16 protein-coding genes are annotated in these 19840 nt (G+C 64.7%); 10 read left to right on the forward strand and 6 right to left on the reverse strand.

Features of this window, described 5'->3' with window-relative positions:
• Nucleotides 1-12: 12 nt before the first annotated feature.
• Nucleotides 13-264: a DUF1674 domain-containing protein gene (locus R3X27_RS00825; RefSeq protein WP_317706912.1), complete on the reverse strand. Its 252-nt coding sequence runs from the start codon at nt 262-264 to the stop codon at nt 13-15.
• A 73-nt stretch (nt 265-337) separates the two neighbouring features.
• Here R3X27_RS00825 and R3X27_RS00830 point away from each other — a divergent pair, with 73 nt between their 5' ends.
• The 7 genes from R3X27_RS00830 to R3X27_RS00860 all read left to right on the forward strand — a co-directional run bounded on the left by R3X27_RS00830 (nt 338) and on the right by R3X27_RS00860 (nt 8904).
• Nucleotides 338-1612: an RsmB/NOP family class I SAM-dependent RNA methyltransferase gene (locus tag R3X27_RS00830; RefSeq protein WP_317706913.1), complete on the forward strand. Its 1275-nt coding sequence runs from the start codon at nt 338-340 to the stop codon at nt 1610-1612.
• An 84-nt stretch (nt 1613-1696) separates the two neighbouring features.
• Nucleotides 1697-3457: a heparinase II/III family protein gene (locus R3X27_RS00835; RefSeq protein ID WP_317706914.1), complete on the forward strand. Its 1761-nt coding sequence runs from the start codon at nt 1697-1699 to the stop codon at nt 3455-3457.
• Between the two features lie 16 nt (nt 3458-3473).
• Nucleotides 3474-5063: a bifunctional phosphoribosylaminoimidazolecarboxamide formyltransferase/IMP cyclohydrolase gene (gene purH / locus R3X27_RS00840; RefSeq protein WP_317706915.1), complete on the forward strand. Its 1590-nt coding sequence runs from the start codon at nt 3474-3476 to the stop codon at nt 5061-5063.
• A gap of 4 nt (nt 5064-5067) precedes the next feature.
• On the forward strand, nt 5068-5550 hold the full coding sequence (gene lspA / locus R3X27_RS00845) for a signal peptidase II (RefSeq protein ID WP_317706916.1): 483 nt from the start codon (nt 5068-5070) through the stop codon (nt 5548-5550).
• A gap of 52 nt (nt 5551-5602) precedes the next feature.
• Nucleotides 5603-6139 (forward strand): DUF3035 domain-containing protein, encoded by a 537-nt coding sequence (locus R3X27_RS00850; protein WP_317706917.1) that lies wholly within the window; start codon nt 5603-5605, stop codon nt 6137-6139.
• A gap of 96 nt (nt 6140-6235) precedes the next feature.
• Entirely contained in the window at nt 6236-7594 is a 1359-nt protein-coding gene (locus R3X27_RS00855) for a pitrilysin family protein (protein ID WP_317706918.1), read from the forward strand.
• Complete coding sequence (locus R3X27_RS00860; protein ID WP_317706919.1) at nt 7591-8904, forward strand: pitrilysin family protein; 1314 nt, start codon at nt 7591-7593, stop codon at nt 8902-8904. The genes R3X27_RS00855 and R3X27_RS00860 overlap by 4 nt, the downstream gene beginning before the upstream one ends.
• Nucleotides 8905-9018: 114 nt before the next feature.
• Here R3X27_RS00860 and R3X27_RS00865 read toward each other — a convergent pair whose 3' ends face one another.
• The 3 genes from R3X27_RS00865 to R3X27_RS00875 form a co-directional block, all read right to left on the reverse strand.
• A complete protein-coding gene (locus R3X27_RS00865) occupies nt 9019-12222 on the reverse strand; it encodes an efflux RND transporter permease subunit (RefSeq protein ID WP_317706920.1) in 3204 nt (1067 codons plus the stop codon).
• Nucleotides 12215-13189, reverse strand: a complete 975-nt coding sequence (locus tag R3X27_RS00870; RefSeq protein WP_317706921.1) for an efflux RND transporter periplasmic adaptor subunit — start codon at nt 13187-13189, stop codon at nt 12215-12217. The genes R3X27_RS00865 and R3X27_RS00870 overlap by 8 nt, the downstream gene beginning before the upstream one ends.
• A 161-nt stretch (nt 13190-13350) precedes the next feature.
• Nucleotides 13351-14703 carry an MATE family efflux transporter gene (locus R3X27_RS00875; RefSeq protein WP_317706922.1) on the reverse strand — a complete coding sequence of 451 codons (1353 nt, stop codon included), beginning with the start codon at nt 14701-14703 and terminating at the stop codon, nt 13351-13353.
• Nucleotides 14704-14834: 131 nt separating this feature from the next.
• Here R3X27_RS00875 and mutL point away from each other — a divergent pair, with 131 nt between their 5' ends.
• Nucleotides 14835-16694 (forward strand): DNA mismatch repair endonuclease MutL, encoded by a 1860-nt coding sequence (gene mutL, locus R3X27_RS00880; RefSeq protein ID WP_317706923.1) that lies wholly within the window; start codon nt 14835-14837, stop codon nt 16692-16694.
• The gene (locus R3X27_RS00885) at nt 16691-17881 is read left to right on the forward strand and encodes a DNA recombination protein RmuC (RefSeq protein ID WP_317706924.1); all 1191 of its coding nucleotides are present in this window, start codon (nt 16691-16693) and stop codon (nt 17879-17881) included. Before mutL ends, R3X27_RS00885 begins: the two co-directional genes overlap by 4 nt.
• A 21-nt stretch (nt 17882-17902) precedes the next feature.
• Here R3X27_RS00885 and R3X27_RS00890 read toward each other — a convergent pair whose 3' ends face one another.
• Entirely contained in the window at nt 17903-18559 is a 657-nt protein-coding gene (locus tag R3X27_RS00890) for a ChrR family anti-sigma-E factor (RefSeq protein ID WP_317706925.1), read from the reverse strand.
• A complete protein-coding gene (locus R3X27_RS00895) occupies nt 18556-19104 on the reverse strand; it encodes a sigma-70 family RNA polymerase sigma factor (protein ID WP_317706926.1) in 549 nt (182 codons plus the stop codon). Before R3X27_RS00895 ends, R3X27_RS00890 begins: the two co-directional genes overlap by 4 nt.
• Before the next feature lie 365 nt (nt 19105-19469).
• Between R3X27_RS00895 and R3X27_RS00900 the strand changes: the two genes are divergently transcribed.
• A complete protein-coding gene (locus R3X27_RS00900; RefSeq protein WP_317706927.1) occupies nt 19470-19796 on the forward strand; it encodes a DUF3775 domain-containing protein in 327 nt (108 codons plus the stop codon).
• Nucleotides 19797-19840: the final 44 nt, after the last annotated feature.

The raw sequence follows: 19840 nt of genomic DNA on the forward strand, positions 1-19840 counted from the left end.
AACCGGCGTGCTCTAGAAGTCGATCGCCAGACCCTTCTTCTCCCAGTCGCCATAGCGGATCGGCTCAAGCCCCTTGATACGCCCGCCGAGCTCGGTCGGCATGGCCTCGGCCTCCGCTTCCGCCCGCGCACGGCGCTCCTCGGCTTCTTCCAGCGCGCGAAGGGCGGCGGGCGGCAGCGATTTGCGGCGCTCGGCCTCGGCTTTCGCGGCGGCTTCGGGGTCCAGTTCGGGCTGGTCCGGCTCTTGCTGTGTCTGGTCGTCCATGCGCTTGTCCTTGTCGATCCTGCATGCGTGATATACGCCGCGCGGATCAAAGAGCAATGGGAAGGGCCGTCGCATGAGCCAAGGGCAACCGAGCGGCACCGGGCCGCGACAGCTGGCGCTGGATCTGCTTCAGGGCGTCTGGGAGGAGCACATGCTGCTCGCGGAGATGGAACAGCACCCGCATTTCGTCAAGGCTCCGCCGGAGATCCGGGCCCGGGCCGGGCGGCTGGCACGGACCACGCTACGGCTCGCGGGGCGCGCCGATGCGGCAATGAAACCCTTCCTGAAGCGCAGTCCCCGTCCGGGGATCGTGGCGCTCCTGCGGCTGGCCGTTGTCGAGATGCTGGCCGAGGGCGAGGCCGCGCATGGCGTGGTCAATGCCGCTGTCACCATCGCCAAGCGCGAACAGCCCAATGCCGCGCCCATGGTCAATGCCGTGCTGCGCCGGGTGGCCGAGACCGGACAGGAGAGCTGGGACAAGGGCCAACCGCAGCGACTGCCCAACTGGTTGCGTGGCCGGCTCGGCGGAACCTATGGCAATGCGCGGGTGGCACGGATGGAGGCGGCCTTCGAAGCCACCCCACCAATCGACCTGACGCCGAAGGGCGATGCGAGCCTCCTGCCGGAAGGGGATGCACTCACCACCGGTTCGCTGCGCCTGACCCGGGCGGGCCAGGTCTCGGCCCTGCCCGGCTATGAAACCGGCGACTGGTGGGTGCAGGATGCCGCCGCCGCGCTGCCGGCCCGGATACTCGCTCCGCAAACCGGCGAGCGCGTGCTCGATCTCTGTGCCGCTCCCGGCGGCAAGACATTGCAGCTCGCCGCCGCTGGCGCCGAGGTCACGGCGTTGGATGTCTCGGAAACGCGGCTTGAACGCCTGAAAGAGAACCTCACCCGGACCGGGCTCTCGGCCGAAATCGTCGTCGCAGACGCGCTGGACTGGCAACCCGACGCCCCGTTCGACGCCATCCTGCTCGACGCGCCCTGCTCGGCCACCGGCACCATCCGGCGCCACCCGGACCTGCCCTTCGCCAAGGACGCCGCCTCCATCAAGACGCTCTTCGCGCTACAGGAACAGCTCTTCGACCGCGCCGTCGAAATGCTCGCGCCCGGCGGACGCCTGGTCTTCTGCACCTGTTCGCTGCTGCCCGAGGAAGGCGAAAAACAGCTCGAACGGGCCCTTGAAAAACACCCGGAGCTGCGGTTGGACGAAGAGGCCGTGGCAAACCTGTCCAGCGCAGAGCCGAATTGGACCGCGGGACCCGGCGCGCTGCGGACCACCCCGGAGATGTGGCCGGAACGCGGCGGTCTGGACGGATTCTTCATCGCCGCACTGCGCAAGGCCTGACAGCGGCGAAGCGCGGGCCTATTCTCCGCCGCGAGAACTGGTGTCGCGGTTCGGCACAAGATCGAGGGGGCTGGAGCCGTCGTCATGGAACATGTTGAGGGAAAACCCAGTCTACAAGAGCGTCGCGTCCGGCTGATGAACCGTATCGCCGCCCACCGTTCCGCCCGTGCGCGCCCCGCAACCGGGTTCGTCAACCAGCCCGAACCGCGCACCATTGGCAGCTTCTCCCGCGGCCGGCAGCTCATTGCCGGCAATTTCCTCTTCGCCGGCCACCTGATCGAGGCCCCCGAGACCGCGATGTGGGATCTCGACATGCCTTCGCCCCGCTTCGAGGTCGAGTTGCACGGCTTCCGCTGGCTCGATGATCTCGCCGCCGTTGGCGATATCGCCGCAAGGACGGTCGCACAACGCTGGGCCTGGGACTGGATCGAGCGCTTCGGGCGTGGTGCCGGGCCGGGCTGGACACCGGATCTTGTCGGCCGCCGCCTGATCCGCTGGATCAACCACGCGATCTTCCTGCTCAATGGCAGCACGCCGGAGCAATCGCGCCGCTTCTTTCGCGCGCTGGCCGGACAGACGCTCTTTCTCTCCCGCCGCTGGCAGGTCGCCGGGCCCGGCCTTCCGCGCTTCGAGGCGCTGACCGGGCTGATCTATGCCGGGCTGTCGCTCAACGGGCAGGAGAGGCATGTCGGTCCGGCGATCAAGGCGTTGTCTCGGGAATGCGACGCTCGGATCGATGCCGAGGGCGGATTGCCGACCCGCAACCCGGAAGAGTTGCTGGAAGTCTTCACCCTGCTGATCTGGGCGGCGCAGGCGATGATGGAGGCCGGAAAGCGGCCGGAACAGGAGCTCGAAGACGCCATCCGCCGGATAGCTCCCACGCTTCGGGCATTGCGCCATGCCGATGGCGGGCTGGCTCGGTTTCATGGCGGCGCGCGCGGGTTGGAGGGGCGGCTCGATCATGCGCTGGCCACTGCGGGCATCCGTCCCGAGCTGCATGAGGGACTCGCGATGGGCTTCGCACGGCTCGCGGCGGGGCGGACCTCCGTGATCCTCGACGCGGCCCTGCCTCCGGTTGGCGCGGCCTCGGTCAACGCCCATGCCTCCACGCTCTCCTTCGAAATGACCTCGGGTCGGCGCCCCCTGATCGTCAATTGCGGCCCCGGCGCAACCTTCGGCGAGACTTGGCGGCGCGCGGGCCGGGCCACGCCGAGCCATTCGACACTGGGAATCGACGGTTTCTCCTCCTCCCGGCTCGGCATGGTCGGATTGGGGCGCGGAAAGCGGGGCGAGATCCTGCATGACCTGCCAAAGGAGGTTCGCTTCCAGCAGGAATCCAAGGTCGACCGGCTCCATGTCCTCGCCGGCCATGACGGATATGTCGCCACGCATGGGCTGACCCATGTCCGCCAGCTCTCGCTGTCCCGCGACGGGCGCACGCTCGATGGCGAGGACACTCTGGGCGCCGTCAGCCGGGCCGACCGCGCCATATTCGAGCGACACATGACCGAAGCGCAGCTGCAGGGCGTGAGCTTCACAATTCGTTTTCACCTGCATCCGGATGTCGATGCGACGCTCGACATGGGCGGCGCTGCCATCTCGATGGCGCAGAAGAGCGGGGAGATCTGGGTCTTCCGCTATGCCGGATCGGCCGACCTCGCGCTGGAACCGAGCGTCTATCTTGAACCGGGCCGACTGAAGCCCCGCGCGAGCCGGCAGATCGTGCTTTCCTGCCGGGTTCTGGACGGAGCTTGCCAGATAAACTGGACCTTGGCGAAAGCACAGGATACCCCGCAGGCGATCCGAGATGTCGTCCGCGACGATGACGACCACCTGACTGACTGAACCGAGGAAAGCTGCCATGTCCGAGACCCGCCCCATCCGCCGAGCCCTTCTGTCCGTGTCCGACAAGGACGGGCTGGTCGACCTCGGCAAGGCACTTTCCGAGCGTGGTGTGGAACTGCTCTCGACTGGCGGCACGGCGAAGGCGCTGCGCGAAGCGGGGCTGGCGGTGAAGGACGTCTCCGAGGTGACGGGTTTTCCCGAGATGATGGATGGCCGCGTCAAGACCCTGCACCCGAAAGTGCATGGTGGACTGCTGGCGCTCAGGGACAACGAGGAACATGTCTCGGCCATGACCGAGCACGGGATCGTCGAGATCGACCTGCTGGTGGTCAATCTCTACCCGTTCGAGGAAACGGTCGCGAAAGGCGCCGACTACGACACCTGCATCGAGAATATCGACATTGGCGGGCCGGCGATGATCCGCGCCGCTTCCAAGAACCACGCCTTCGTAACCGTTGTCACCGATGTCGAGGATTACGCCAAGCTGGTGGGCGATATGGACCAGCATGGTGGCGCGACCTGCGCGAGATTTCGCAGGAAGCTGGCGCAGATCGCCTATGCGCGCACCGCGGCCTATGACGCCGCCGTCTCGACCTGGATGGCCGGCGCCATCGGCGTCGAGACCCCGCGGCGCCGCGCCGTGGCCGGCACGCTGGCCCAGACCATGCGCTACGGTGAGAACCCGCATCAGAAAGCGGCCTTCTACAAGGACGGCTCGGACCGCCCCGGTGTCGCCACGGCGAAACAGCTTCAGGGCAAGGAGCTGAGCTACAACAATATCAACGACACGGATGCCGCGTTCGAACTGGTCTCCGAGTTCGCACCTGCGGACGGGCCTGCCTGCGCGATCATCAAGCATGCCAATCCCTGCGGCGTGGCGCGTGGCGCGACGCTGGCCGAGGCCTATTCCCGCGCCTTTGATTGCGACCGCACCTCCGCGTTCGGCGGCATCATCGCACTGAACCAGCCGCTGGACGCCGAAACCGCCAAGGAGATCGCCGAGATCTTCACCGAGGTCGTCATCGCCCCGCAGATTCTGCCGGAAGCCGCCGAGATCTTTGCCAAGAAGAAGAACCTGCGCCTGCTCGAAACCGGCGGCTTGCCCGATCCGCGCGCGGTCGGAACCACGATCCGTCAGGTCTCCGGCGGTTACCTGGTCCAGGACAAGGATACCGGCCACGTCTCGCTGGAGGACCTCAAGGTCGTGACCAAGCGGGCACCGACGGAAGACGAGCTGCGTGATCTGCTCTTCGCCTGGAAGGTCGCAAAACACGTGAAGTCGAACGCGATTGTCTATGTCAATGACGGCGCGACGGTCGGCGTCGGCGCAGGCCAGATGAGCCGGGTCGACTCGACCCGCATCGCGGCGCGCAAATCGCAGGACATGGCCGCCGAGCTCGGTCTCGACGCGCCGCTGACCAAGGGCTCGGTCGTCGCCTCCGACGCCTTCTTCCCCTTCCCGGACGGTCTGCTGACAGCCGCCGAGGCCGGCGCAACAGCAGTGATCCAGCCGGGCGGTTCGATGCGGGACGACACAGTGATCGCGGCGGCAGACGAAGCCGGTATCGCCATGGTCTTCTCCGGCATGCGCCACTTCCGGCACTGAACGGATGCGGTCTCTCTGGCTCGCGGCTCTGGCCGCCTTCCTCTTCGACCAGTGGTCAAAATTCCACGTCTTCGGGCTGTTCAGCTCGGAGGCGTTGGCCCAGATCGACGTTGCCCCGCCCTATCTCGTCTTCCGCAAGGGCATGAACACGGGCGTCAATTTCGGCCTCTTTGCCGACAGCGCCGCAGGGCAGCGCTGGATTCTGATCGTGCTCTCGGTCGCTCTCTGCGCAATGCTGCTCTACTGGGCGAAAAAGAACTTCCACAACTGGAGGTCCTTTGCCTCCGCCGGTCTGATCATCGGCGGCGCGCTGGGCAATGCCTTCGACCGGCTGCTCTATCCGGGCGTGCGCGACTTTCTCAACATGTCCTGCTGCGGCTTCCAGAATCCGTATGTTTTCAACGTGGCGGATGTGTTCATCTTCCTCGGTGCCTTTGGGCTCATTCTTTTCACGGGAGATTCCGCCGAGGGCGAAAAGCCCTCGTGACGCGGGCGCTTGCTTGGGCTAAAGAGGCGAAAAGCGGATGACGGAGGCAGCGATGCGAGCGACGGTACTGGCACGGGCAGGTGTGCTGCTTGCGCTCTGCGTGACGGTTGCCGGCTGCGAGCGAAGAGAGCCCGGACTGATGCAACCGCAACGCGGCCAGAACACTCCGGACGAGTTTGCAATCCTGCCCACCAAGCCGATCGAAATCCCCAAGGATCTGAACGCATTGCCCGCGCCGACCACTGGCGTGGCGAACCGGACCGATGTCAATCCGCAAGCCGAAGCCGTCGCGGCGCTCGGCGGCAACCCGGCCCGCATCCAGACGGATGGCAAGCTTGGCCCGGATGGAGCGCTGATCCGGCAAACCACGCGTTACGGCGTCGATCCGCAGATCCGTACCGATCTGGCTGTGGCTGATCTCGAATTCCGCAAGCGCAATCGGGGACGCTTGATGGAGCGGCTCTTTGGTCTCACGACCTATTATGACGCCTACGAGCGCGAAGAACTGAACCAGCACAGCACGACTTGGCTGTACCGCAGCAAGGGCCGCGCCACGTCTGCCGCTCCGCCGGACCCGGAAGCGAACTAAGAATTCTCTCAACCGCGGTCACATCCTCGTGGAGGCGGTTGATTGCCGCGTCCACGGCCGTATCTTTCATCCCAATCTGATCTGATGAGGATTGATATGCATCGAGCCATCGCGCCGACCCTTCTTCTGGCCTGCGGACTGGCCTTGCCCACCGTGACAACCGCCGAAGAAGTCACGAGCTTCACGCTGGACAATGGCATGGACGTGGTGGTGATCGAGGATCACCGTGCTCCCGTTGCCGTGAACATGGTCTGGTACCGGGTCGGGGCCGCGGACGAGCCCGCCGGCAAATCCGGAATCGCCCATTTTCTCGAACACCTGATGTTCAAGGGGACAGAATCGCTTGAGCCGGGCGAGTTCTCCTCCACGGTCGAACTCAATGGCGGGTCGGACAATGCCTTCACCAGCCAGGATTACACCGGCTATTTCCAACGCGTCGCCGCTGATCGACTCGGCCTGATGATGGAGATGGAGGCGGATCGGATGACCGGTCTGCAACTGACCGATGCCGAAGTTCTGCCCGAGCGCGACGTGATTCTCGAGGAACGTAACCAGCGCGTCGAGAACAGCGCCGGTGCGCTGTTTGGAGAGCAGATGCGGGCGGCGCAGTATTTCAATCACCCGTACGGCATCCCCATCATCGGCTGGAAACACGAGATGGAAGGGCTGGGCCGTGAGGATGCGCTGGATTTCTACTCGGAGTATTACGCCCCCAACAATGCGATCCTGATCGTCGCTGGCGATGTCGAGCCTGAAGAGATCCGCACACTGGCTGAGGCGCATTACGGCGCAATCCCCGCCAATCCGGACCTGCCCGACCGCGTCCGCCCGCAGGAACCGCCGCAACGGGCCGAGCGTCGCCTGAGCTTCGCCGATCCGAGGGTCGGCAACCCGTATGTCAAGCGGACCTATCTCGCCCCGGAGCGCAATTCCGGCGCACAGCAGGAAGCGGCCGCGCTGGTCTATCTCGCGGAGCTTCTGGGCGGATCAAGCGCCAGCTCCCTGATGGGACAAATGCTGGAATTTGACGAAAAATCAGCGCTCTACACCACTGCTTTTTATGACGGGCTATCGCTGGACGCGACCACCTTCACCCTGCTGGTCATGCCGGTCGAGGGTCGCACACTGGCTGAGGGCGAGGCCGACATGGATCGCGCCATCGCCCGTTTTCTGGAAGAAGGCGTCGATGAAGCCACCTTCGAACGGCTGAAGATGCAGCTTCGCGCGAACGAGATCTATCGCAAGGACAGCCTGCAAGGTCTCGCGCGCAGCTATGGCGAGGCGCTGACCTCGGGGCTGACTGTCGAGGACGTGCAGGCCTGGCCGGAGGTCCTTCAAAAAGTGACCCCCGAAGATGTCGAGGCCGCCGCAGCCCGGCTCTTCGATCGTGCCAATGCCGTGACGGGCTATCTCGAGAAGGAAGAACTGGCGATGCTGACGGAGACTGCCCAATGATCCGATTTGTCCTTGCCGTGACCCTGACCCTTTTCGCCACCCTGCCGGCACGGGCCGAAATCGACATTCTGGAGGTCGAGAGCCCTGGCGGCTTCAAGGCGTGGCTGGTCGAGGAGCATTCGATCCCCTTCGTCGCGTTGGAGTTGCGGTTTCGGGGCGGCACCAGCCTCGACGCGCCCGGCAAGCGTGGCGCGATCAACCTTATGACAGCGCTGCTGGAAGAGGGCGCAGGCGAGATGGACTCGCAAGCCTTCACCATCGCCACCGAAAGCCTTGCCGCCGAGTTCCGCTTCCGTGCCCATGATGATGCGGTCGCAATCTCCGTCAAGGTGCTGACGGAAAACCGCGCCGAAGCCATGGAACTGCTGCGCCAGGCCCTCATCGAGCCCCGGTTCGACGAAGATGCGATCGAGCGGGTGCGTAGTCAGGTTCTCGCAGGCATCATGTCGGACGCGACAGACCCCGAAGCCATGGCCTCCCGCCGCTTTCACGAGCTGGCTTTCGGGGACCACCCCTATGGAAGCGTCTCTGACGGCACCGTGGACAGCGTCACCGCGCTGTCGCGGGACGACCTAACCGCTGCGCATGGCGCGGTTCTGGGTCAGGACCGCGTCTTCGCCTCGGCCGTTGGCGATATTACAGCCGAAGAGCTCACGGACTTGCTCGACACGCTGCTGGGCGAGTTGCCCGCAACAGGCGCGCCTCTTGCGGAACGGATCGACTACAGCCTCGATGGTGGTCTGACCCTTGTCGATTTCGACACGCCGCAATCGGTCATCCTGTTTGGCCAGCGCGGTCTGGAACGCCACGACCCGGACTTCTTCCCGGCCTATGTCATGGCCCAGATCCTCGGCGGCGGCGGCTTCTCTTCTCGCCTCATGGAAGAGGTGCGCGAGAAGCGCGGCCTGACCTACGGCATCGGCGCCTATCTCTATCCGATGGACCTCTCCGAGATGTTCATGGGCATGACCTCCACGGTGAATGCCCGGGCTGGCGAGACGGTGGCGGTGATCCGGGACGAATGGCTGCGGCTGGCCGAGGACGGCGTCAGCGCGGAAGAGCTCGAACGCGCTCAAACCTACCTGACCGGCGCCTATCCCTTGCGCTTCGACGGCAACGGGCGGATCGCCAACATCCTCGTCGGCATGCAGATGGACGCGTTGACGCCGGATTATATCCGGACCCGCAACGACCGGATCAATGCCGTGACTGTGGAAGATATCCAGCGGGTCGCCAGTGAGCTGGTCGATCTCGACGGGCTGCATTTCGTCGTTGTCGGCAAGCCGGAAGGGCTCGAAGCGACGAATTAAGTGCACCAGGAGCCGTTTGACGCGGCTCTGGTTGCACGTCTTGATTCGCATTGTCCAAGTGACCGGAAGAGCGGGGGGCGGCGCCCCCTCGCTCTTTTTCTCAACGCAGACCCGTCAGGTCCGGAACACCCGGTAGATCGCCGGGATCACCAACACCGTCAGCAGGGTCGAGCTGAGCAACCCAAAGAGCAGTGACAGGGCGAGCCCCTGGAAGATCGGATCGGCCAGGATCACAGCCGCGCCGATCATCGCCGCAATTGCCGTCAGAAGGATCGGCTTGAAGCGGATGGCACCGGCCTCGATCAGGGTCTCGATCTTGTCCTTTTCCGGGTCGGCATGGCGGATGAAATCCACCAACAGGATCGAGTTTCGCACGATGATCCCCGCCAGCGCGATGAAGCCGATCATCGACGGCGCGGAGAATGGCGCTTCGAAGAGCCAATGCCCGCCCATGATGCCGACAAAGGTCAGCGGAATCGGGGTCAGGATCACCAGCGGCAGCTTGAAGGAACCGAACTGCGCCACCACAAGGATGTAGATCGCCAGCAGCGCCACCGCGAAGGCCGCGCCCATGTCGCGGAACGTGACCCAAGTCACCTCCCATTCGCCGTCCCAGAGTAGGGTGACGGTGGATTCGTCCTCCGGCTGGCCGTTGAGGCGGATGTCGGGCTTCGTCCCCTCCTCCCATTCCATTCCGTCCAGCGCGTCCGCGACGGCGATCATGCCATAGATCGGCGCCTCGAAATCCCCGGCCATCTCGGCCGTGACCATCTCGGCGGCGCGGCCATTATGCCGGAAGATCGGGAAGGAGGCGCGCTCTTCCGTGATCTCCACCACGTCGCCCAGCTCCACCACGCCCCGCGCTCCGGGCAGGACATTGGCCGGGATTGGGGTTGAGAGAAAGCGTTCGTCGACAACACGGTCGGAGCGGTCGCGCTCGATGGTGATCGGGATCGGGCGGCGACCCTCGCCACGATGCGAATACCCGACGGTCGAGCCGTGATTGAGCAGCGCCAGCGTGGTGAAGACGTCCGCCTCCTCGACGCCGAAGAACTCGAGCTGGTCGGCAGAGATCGTCGCCCGCAGGCGGCGAGGCTGCTCGCCGAAGCTGTCATCGACATCGACAACGTAAGGAATCGCCTCGAAGGCGGCGCGGATCTTCTCGGCGGAGGCGCGGCGGGTCTCCGGGTCCGGGCCATAAACCTCCGCCAACAGCGTCGCCATGACCGGCGGGCCAGGGGGCGGTTCGACCGTTTTCAACCGTGTGCCTTCGGGCAGGTCCAGCCCGTTCAGCCGCTCGCGGATCTCCAGCGCGATCTCGTGGCTGGTACGCTCGCGGTGTTCCTTGTGGTCGAGATTGATCTGCACATCGCCCAGATTCGGCTGCGTGCGCAGGTAATAGTGGCGCACAAGCCCGTTGAAGTTGAAGGGCGCAGCGGCGCCGGCATGGGTTTGAACGGACAGCACTTCTTCGAGTTGGAGCACTTCGCGGGCCACGTCCTGCGCCACCGCATCGGTTACCTCGACGGAGGCGCCTTCAGGCAGGTCGATCACCACGGAGAGCTCCGACTTGTTGTCGAATGGCAAGAGCTTGACCGTCACGTCCTGCGTGTAGATCAGGCCGAGCGAGCCGAAGGAGATCACCACGGCGGCGAGCAGGAAAAGCAGGCTGCCGGATTTGGTCTTCAGCAGCGGCCGGGCGACGGCAGAATAGAGACGACCGAGCGCGCCACCATGATGGCCTTCGCCGGAATGGTCATGCGCCGGCGCCTTACCGGCGATCTTGACCATCAGCCAGGGCGTGATGATCACCGCGACGAAGAAGGAGAAGATCATCGCGGCACTGGCATTGGCCGGGATCGGGGACATGTAGGGGCCCATCAACCCGGAGACGAAGAGCATCGGCAGCAGGGCCGCGACGACTGTAAGCGTGGCGACGATGGTCGGGTTGCCGACCTCGGCCACGGCGCGGATCGCCTTTTGCGTGCGGTTCTCCTTGTCCGGCATCGCCCAGTGGCGGGCAATGTTCTCGATCACCACGATGGCGTCGTCGACGAGGATGCCGATGGAGAAGATCAGCGCGAAGAGCGAGACCCTGTTGAGCGTGTAGCCCATGATCCAGGCCGCGAAGAGCGTCAGCAGGATCGTCACTGGAATAACCACGGCGACGACGATGCTCTCCCGCCAGCCGATGGCAAAGAGCACCAGCGCAACGATGGAAACCGTCGCCAATCCGAGATGGAACAACAGCTCGTTGGCCTTCTCGTTCGCCGTCTCGCCATAGTCACGGGTCACATCGATCTGGACGCTGTGCGGGATCAGGTCCTCTTCGAGCAGATGGACCCGGTGCAGGATCTCCTCGGCCACCACGACAGCGTTTGAGCCCGCGCGCTTGGCAATCGCCAGAGTCACCGCCGGCGTTCGCGTGATCTCGCCATCCTCGCCGCGCGTTACATTGGCGACGATCTTGTCGGAGGTGTCGGGCACGAAGCTCACATCGGCCACGTCACGGACATAGACCGGCCTGTTGTCACGCGTGGTCAGCAGCAGGTTGGCCACATCGGCGGGTGCCTTCAACGTCTCGCCCGCGACCAGCGCGATCTGTTCGCCGCCATCGCGGACGTAACCGGTGTTGAAGGCGCGGTTCGCCCCTTCGACCTTGCCGGCAAGCTGTTGAAGCGTCACGCCGTAGAGCGCCAGCCGCTCCGGGTCCGGCGCGATGCGGATCGCCTCCGGGCTCTCGCCGACGAGATAAGTCAGCCCCACATCCGGGATCTTGGCCAGCTCGACCTGAAGCTCGCGGGCGATCCGTGTCAGGTCATTGGCGCTCACGCCTGTCTCGGGCTTCGGACTGAGGGTCAACGAGACGATCGCGACATCGTCGATGCCGCGCCCGACGATCAGAGGCTCGTCGATGCCGACCGGAATCCGGTCCAGATTGGCGCGTACCTTGTCATGCACGCGCAGGATCGCGGTGTCCGCCGGGGTGCCAACAAGGAAACGGGCCATGACCAGCGCGTAGTCGTCGCTGGTCTGGGAATAGACATGCTCGACCTCGTTGATGCCCTGCACGATGGTCTCCATCGGCTCGGTCACCAGCTTGGCGGCATCCGCGGCGCGCAGGCCCGGCGCCTGGATATGGATATCCACCATCGGCACGGAAATCTGCGGCTCCTCCTCGCGCGGCAGGCTCACCAGCGCGACAAGACCGACGGCCAGTGAGGCCAGGATCATCAGCGGCGTCAGCGCCGAGCCGATGAAGGCACGAGTCAGCCCGCCGGCAATGCCAAGCGGGGTCTCCTTGACAGGATCACTCATGGCCAGCCACCAGTTCCTCGCCTTCGGACAGGCCCGACAGGATCTCGACCATCTCGCTGCCCTCGACGCTGCTGGCCTCGCCAATCACCACCACGCGCTGCACCGGTGCGCCACCGGTCCCGGCGATGGAGACGAAATCCAGCCCCATCCGGGTTTCCACGGCATCGGCCGGGACAACCAGCGCCTGCCGGGTACCGATGGGAAGGCGGACGAGCACGCGCGCATCAACGAAGTCGGTCGCCATGTCGGCAATCTCGACATCGGCAATCACGCGGCCATTCTCGATCAGCGGGTAGACCTTGGCGAGCTTTCCGGCGCTTTCGGCGCCCGCGCCACCGATCCGGATTTCGTCTCCCTCTTCGAGGAAGCCTGCATGCCGTTCCGGCACCGCCATGCGCAGGAAGAAGCCGCCACCACCGATCTCAGCGATCACCTCACCGGCCATGACAACCGAACCTTCCGTCACCGGAACCGACAGCACTGTCCCCGAGATCGGCGCAAGCACCGCGCCTTCCGCTTCGCGCTGCTCCAGCACGTTGCGCTCGGCCTTCGTCGTGCCGATCCTGCCTTCGATCACGGCCACCTCGGTGCGAAGCTGGTCCAGCCGCTGCGCTGTTGTGACGCCACGCTCCAACAGGCTCTCGCCCCGTTTCAACTCCGCCTGCGCGGTTTCGAGTTGCGATTGCAGCGAGGAGAGCGTTGCGTCGATAGCGCCAAGTTGAAGCTCCAGCTTCTCGTCCCGGACCGAAGCCACTTGCTGGCCTTCCGACACCTCGGAGCCTTCCGCCACCTCCACCGTGACCATCGTTCCGCCGAGCCGCGCTCGTGCGGGCACGCGATCTCGTGCCTCGATCCGTCCGAACACTGCTTTCCACTCCGTCAACTCGACGGATTGTACGCGACCGGTCTCGGCGAGGGCGCTCCATGGCAGCAGCAGGGCCAGGAGTGGCAGGACGATTTTCAGCATGACGATACTCCGGTTCATCGGTGGACTGTAAAACATATGCTAAAACTGGAATATATTTCAACCCCGGAAAGCCGACGCCCCAAGACGTCCAGCATATCCAATGTTGAAGATGCGCCTTTTAAGGCCGAGTCGAAAGGAAAATCTGCATGGAACGCAGCGCGTTACATTTCCTGGAGGCCCCGCTTCCATGCGCCCTTGAGGAAACGCTGATGGAAGAGCGGGAACTTGACCAGTTCTTCACCGAGAAAGAGCGCGAACACCCAGGTGACCGGAAGGCCCAACCAGAGAATGAACAACGCCGTCATTGGCACCCGGAAGAGCCATTGCGAGGCGAGAAAGATGTTCATCACATAAACGGTGTCCCCGCCCGCACGCAGCGTGTGACCACACATCGCGTTGGACCCTTTGGGGAAGGGCAGGAACAGCAAGATCGGAAGGAAGCTCAGCAGCGCCGCCGTGGTTTCCGGCTCCAGCGTGCCGTAAAAGTGCTCGGCGTTGAGGCAGATGACGAGATAGAAACACGCCACGATGGCCGCCGCGATCAGTGCCCCGCGCCACGCACGACGCAGGAAGATATCCAACTCCGGCCCCTTCTGGTCCTGACCGAGGAGTTGCGCGACGTTGATTCCCGTCGCCATCGCCCAGCCGATACCGAAGGTCCCGGCGACATGGACCCAGGGCTGGATCAGCGTCATTGCCGCGAACTGGTTCACGCTCATCCTGGCGAAAAGCAACGTACAGACGTAGTTCGAGAAGGCATTGCTCATGAAGGTGCCGGCAATTGGCAGCGCGAAGACGAAATGGCGCCGGAGCGAGGCAGCGAAGCTCCCATGCAACCAGCCTTCCGTGCCAAGATAGAACCCGTTCAGCCGCCAGAGGTTGATCCCGAGGAAGCCCATGCGGATCAGCGATGCCACCGCGCTTCCCACTGCCGCCCCCATAACTCCCAGCTCCGGCAAGCCGTAGAGCCCGTGGATCAGGCAGTAGCTCACCGCAACGTTGATCGGGATCGCCAGCAAATAGCTCAGGAAGGGCATGATCGTCTTGCCGCAACCGTTAAATTGGCTGCCGAAACCCTGTCCAACGGCCTCGAAGACGATGACGAAGAGGAAGGCGAAGAGATAGAGGCGCGCCTGTTCGGCGATCCAGTCAGTATGGGCGAAGAGATCGATCACCGGTCCGGCGATCGCACCAATCACCACCATGCCGATCACCGCCGCGATGAGGTTGATGAAGAGACCCGCAAGCAGAGCCGTCTTCAGCGCCACGTCCCGCCCGGAGCCGAAAGCCTGCGCGACACGGATCTGCGTGGCGTTGGAAAAGGCTATGATCACGCCAAGCAGCAGCGCCGCGAAGGAGCCGCCCAGCCCCATCGCAGCCAGCCCCGACTCGCCAAGCGCGGAGACCAGCCAGGCGTCGATCACCACGATGCCATGCAGCATCATCGCCTTGAGCGTCAGCGGCCAGGCGAGGTTGAAGACGGCAGCCGTGCTGCGCGGCGCTTGCGGGCTCATTTGATGTCTCGGGGTAACAAATATTGACAAGTCTATAGACAAGCCACGGGGCCGAAAATCAACCGGCAAAGCGTCGCGCGAGCTGTGATCCCCTGTGGCGAAGCCGGGATCAGCGTGCTACCACTAGTGGCATGTCTGCACTGTACCCCAACATGGGCGAAGCCGGCGCTTTGCCGGTCATCCGCCAGCTCGACGAGACCATCATCAACCGCATCGCTGCGGGCGAAGTGGTCGAGCGCCCGGCATCGGCCGTCAAGGAGCTGGTGGAGAACGCGCTGGACGCGGGCGCGCGGCGGATCGAGGTGGCTTTTGCCGATGGTGGCAAGCGGCTGATCCGGGTCATCGACGATGGCTGTGGCATCCCTGCGGGGGACCTTCCGCTGGCGCTTGCCCGCCACGCAACCTCGAAGATCGACGGATCGGACCTGCTCGACATCCGTTCCTTCGGCTTTCGCGGCGAGGCGCTGGCCTCGCTTGGCGCTGTCGGCCGGCTCACGGTCACCAGCCGCGCCGAAGGCAGCGCGGAGGCCGGCCGAATCGCCGTCACCGGCGGCGACATCGCGCCCGTCACCCCCGCCGCCCTCTCGCGCGGCACGGTGGTCGAGCTGCGCGATCTCTTCTATGCCACGCCAGCCCGGCTCAAATTCATGCGCACGGACCGCGCCGAAACGCAGGCGATCACCGATATCGTCAAACGCCTCGCCATGGCCGAACCCGCGGTCGCCTTCACGCTGCGTGATGTCTCCGGCGAGGGCGAGGGGCGGATCACCTTCCGCTCCGATGCCGAGACGGGCGATCTTTTCGAGGCTTTGCGTGGCCGGCTCGCCCGGATCCTGGGCAATGAGTTCGCCGAGAACGCCATCCTCGTCGATACCGAGCGCGAGGGGCTGCGGCTGACCGGCTACGCGGCATTGCCGACCTATTCGCGCGGCTCGGCGGTGGCGCAATATCTCTTCGTCAACGGCCGACCGGTCCGCGACAAGCTGCTGATCGGCGCCCTGCGCGCCGCCTATATGGATTTCCTCTCCCGCGACCGGCACCCCGCCGCCGCGCTCTTCATCGATTGCGACCCACAGCTTGTGGACGTCAACGTGCACCCGGCGAAATCCGAGGTCCGCTTTCGCGAGCCAGGCACGGCGCGCGGGCTGATCGTTTCCGGGTTGCGCCATGCGCTGGCCAATGCCGGGCACCGCGCCTCGACCACGGTTGCCGGCGCCACACTCGGCGCGCTGCGCCCCGAACAGCCCACCACGCCGCGTATCTACCAGATGGACCGCCCCAGCCAGGGCGCGTTGCGTGCCGCCTATGACGCGCAGGCCCCGCTCGTCGAAACGCCCGGTTTCGCCGAAGCCGCAGCGCCCTCGGCCCGGATGGAACCGACGCCGGAGCCGGTGGAAGCGCCCGTTCAGGATCTTCCGCTGGGGGCCGCCCGGGCACAGGTCCATGAGAATTACATCATCGCCCAGACCGCTTCTGGCATCGTCATCGTCGACCAACACGCCGCCCATGAACGGCTCGTCTACGAGCGGCTCAAGCGCCAGGCGGCGGAGAACGGCATTGCCGCACAGGCGCTGCTGATCCCGGAGATCGTCGAGCTTGGCGAAGGCGATTGCGCCCGGCTGCTGGCCGTTGCCGAGGATCTCCGCAGGCTCGGGCTGACCATAGAACCCTTTGGCGGCGGCGCTGTCGCGGTACGGGAAACCCCGGCGATTCTCGGCGAAATCAACGCCAAGGCGCTTCTGGCCGATATTCTCGACGAGATCGCCGATCTCGGCGACAGCACCACGCTCGGCGCGCGCATCGACGCCGTGCTCTCGCGCTGCGCCTGTCATGGCTCGATCCGCTCGGGCCGCCAGATGCGCGCCGAAGAGATGAACGCGCTGCTGCGCGAGATGGAGGCCACGCCCCATTCCGGCCAGTGCAACCATGGCCGCCCGACCTATGTCGAGCTGAAGCTGACCGATATCGAAAGGCTCTTTGGCCGGACATGATCCAGATCGGCGAAACGACGCTCACCCTTGACGACCCGACCACCGTCGCGGTGCTGTTTGGCGCGGCGTTCCTGCTGCTGGTGCTCGTCCTGCTCATCGTCACCCTTCGCCGCGCCGGCGCCGCCGCGCGCATGGCCGACCCGATGTTACATCAGATGCACGCGCTCTCCGGCCGGGTGCAGACCCTCTCGGACGGGCAGCAACAGCTCGCCGGCGGACTGACCCATGTCTCCGACGCTCAGGCAAAAAGCCAGGCGCAGGTGCTCCAGCTCATGGAAGCGCGGCTCGCGGAAGTCACGACGCGCATGGGCGAGAGCCTGCAAGGCAGCTCCTCCCGAACGGCCCGTTCACTTGGCGAATTGCAACAGCGACTGGAGACGATCGACCGCGCACAGGCCAATATCGAAAAGCTTTCCGGCGATGTGCTCTCCCTGCAGGACATTCTCTCCAACAAGCAGACCCGCGGCGCCTTCGGCGAGATCCAGCTCAAGGAGATCCTGACCAAAGCCCTGCCGCCGGACAGTTTCGCCTGGCAGGCAACGTTGTCCAACGGCAAGCGGGCCGATTGCCTGATCCACCTGCCCAACCCGCCCGGGCCCATCGTCATCGACAGCAAATTCCCGTTGGAAGCCTATGAGGGGCTGCGCAACGCCAACACGCAGTGGGAGGCGAACGAGGCGGCAAAGGCGATGCGCGTGGCGGTCAAGGCGCATATCAAGGCAATCTCGACGAAATACATCCTCGAGGGGGAGACTGCCGACGGAGCGCTGATGTTCCTTCCCTCCGAGGCGGTCTATGCCGAGCTGCACGCGAATTTCCCCGAACTGGTCCGGGAGGGCTTCGCGGCGCGGGTCTGGATCGTCTCGCCCACGACCTGCATGGCCACGCTCAACACGATGCGGGCGATCCTGAAGGATGCCCGCATGCGCGAACAGGCCGGAGCGATCCGTCGCGAGCTGGGTCTGCTGCATGGTGACGTGGAGCGGCTGGAAACCCGGGTCGGCAATCTCGACAAGCACTTTTCCATGGCGGGCAAGGATATCGCCGAGATCCGGATCAGTGCCGAGAAGGCCGGCAAGCGCGCGCGTCGACTCGACAGCTTCGAGTTCGATGAACCCGCAGAGCTGCCCGAGCCGCCCGCTGCCGAACCGGGATCACTCCAGATTCATCGGCGCGACGACGGCTGACAGATCCAGCGCGATCCGGCTTCAGATGCCCAGGAATGGCTGAAAAAGGCGCGGCAGGAAGGCGTTGAAGCGCAGCGGCGCATCTGTCGCGGCAAGGCATATGCAGTCCTCGCCGGGCGCCGCGACCGGTTTATGGTCCAGAGATTCATCGGCCACTTCCACATCGCCGCGTCCGAACCGCTCATCACCGTCGAGATACGCGCCCTGAAGCACAAGCGTCATCTCCAACCCACGGTGACCGTGGTCGGGCATTTCACAGCCGCCCGGGATCGAAAGCAACCGAGCGGTCGCCCCCTTCGCCATGGGCAGAACCGCCTGACGGACCCCCATACCGACGGGGCGCCATTTCACCGCGTCCAGTCCTCCGCCCACGTAGTCGCGGAGCGGCGCGGGAAGCACGGCACAGTCTGGCAAGCGCGGCGCTTCCGGCGCCACGGGCGCGCCTCCGGCGATCCGGGCCAGTGTTGCCTCGAGGCTTCCGGCCGACATCTCCTCCGATTCCCGTTCAAGAACGGCGCCGCCAATCGCTTCCATCGTCGCATAGCGCGCCCGGGACGGTGCCCAGAGCGAGAGATGACAGGCAATGACCAGCTCGAAGGCCTCGGCCATGTTGCCGCCCGCATAGGAGGCGAGGAACTCGTCCCCAATCTCATGTTTCACACGCATCGCATCACTCATTGCATCGTCCGGCGCAGCTTTTCCAGCGCCAGCCTCAATCTTGATTTTATGGTTCCGAGCGGAATGCCGGTCTTCTCGGCAATCTCGCCATGGCTCAGGTCGCCAAAATAAGCCGCCTCCACCAGCTTCCGCTGCGCTTCTGGCAGCTCAGCCAGGGCCGCACCAAGGCGCGCGCTGTCCTGCTTCAGTCCAAGGCTCTCTGCCTGTTCGGGCTCGGGCTCTGGCCCCCAGGGCAGGTCTTCCGGTTCAGGTCGGGCCTGTTTACGGAACATGTCAATCTTCCGGTTCCGCGCGATCGTGAAGACCCAAGTCGCCACGCTCGCCTTGTCAGGATCGAACATCTCTGCCTTGCGCCAGAGCGTCGCCATTACGTCCTGGGCGCAATCCTCAGCCGCTGCCGGCGTCAGGCCGGAACGGATGAGAAACCCTTTCACACGGGGCGCGAAATGACCGAACAGTGCCGCGAACGCAGCCTGGTCACCGGACTCGGCGACACGCCTTACCGCCTCCGCCCAATCGACCTGCTCAGTTACGAGCTCCGTCATGCGCTTCCCCTCGCACCACCCATTGCCTCGGCCGCCAGTATAAGGCAGCGCGACACGGGGGGAAGGGGCCGAGGCCGTTCTGGTCAGTTCTTCCAACATAACAGAGATACGGAGGAAGCGACGAACCGGATCACCCCGGCTGCGATCTTTTCCATGCGTCTTCGGAAAACCTGCTCTTCCGACAGAAAAGATGTGCAAGCGCGCCAAAGACGCACCCTCGCATCCGGTCAACCTGACAACGGGCGCTGGTGTCGTTTTTTTTCGCCAAAACCGCCGATGTTTGCGTTCCCACCGAAAGGTTCTCTTGCAGTTGCCGCCCGGGCGCGTGAAAAATGGTGTGAGGAAACAGAAGGAAGGGGAGGACCATGCTCGAGATCAGCACCGGTAAATTGGTGAGAGTTATCGCACTGACGCGTGAATTCGGCCCCGAAAGCCCGCATTTGCGCAACTATATCTCCGGGCTGAACGTGGACGAACAGGTCAGCCTGGTCGCGCTGTGCTGGATTGGCCGCGAAAGCTTCGCCGCCGAGGAACTGGACGACGCGCTCGACACCGCGCGGCGCGAACGCTCCGCGCCGACCGAGGATTATCTCAGCGGCATGCCGGAATTGGCGGATTTCCTCGAAGATGGGATGGACGCGGTCGGCCTCGACGTTGCGCATGAAGAAGACAATCTGCGCGATCGGAACTGACGCCGGTCTTGGCGGCAGATTCAAACGGATTTCCGTATCATCTG

This window comes from Tropicimonas sp. TH_r6 (genome assembly GCF_033101155.1).
In the GTDB taxonomy this organism is placed as follows: Bacteria; Pseudomonadota; Alphaproteobacteria; order Rhodobacterales; family Rhodobacteraceae; genus Tropicimonas.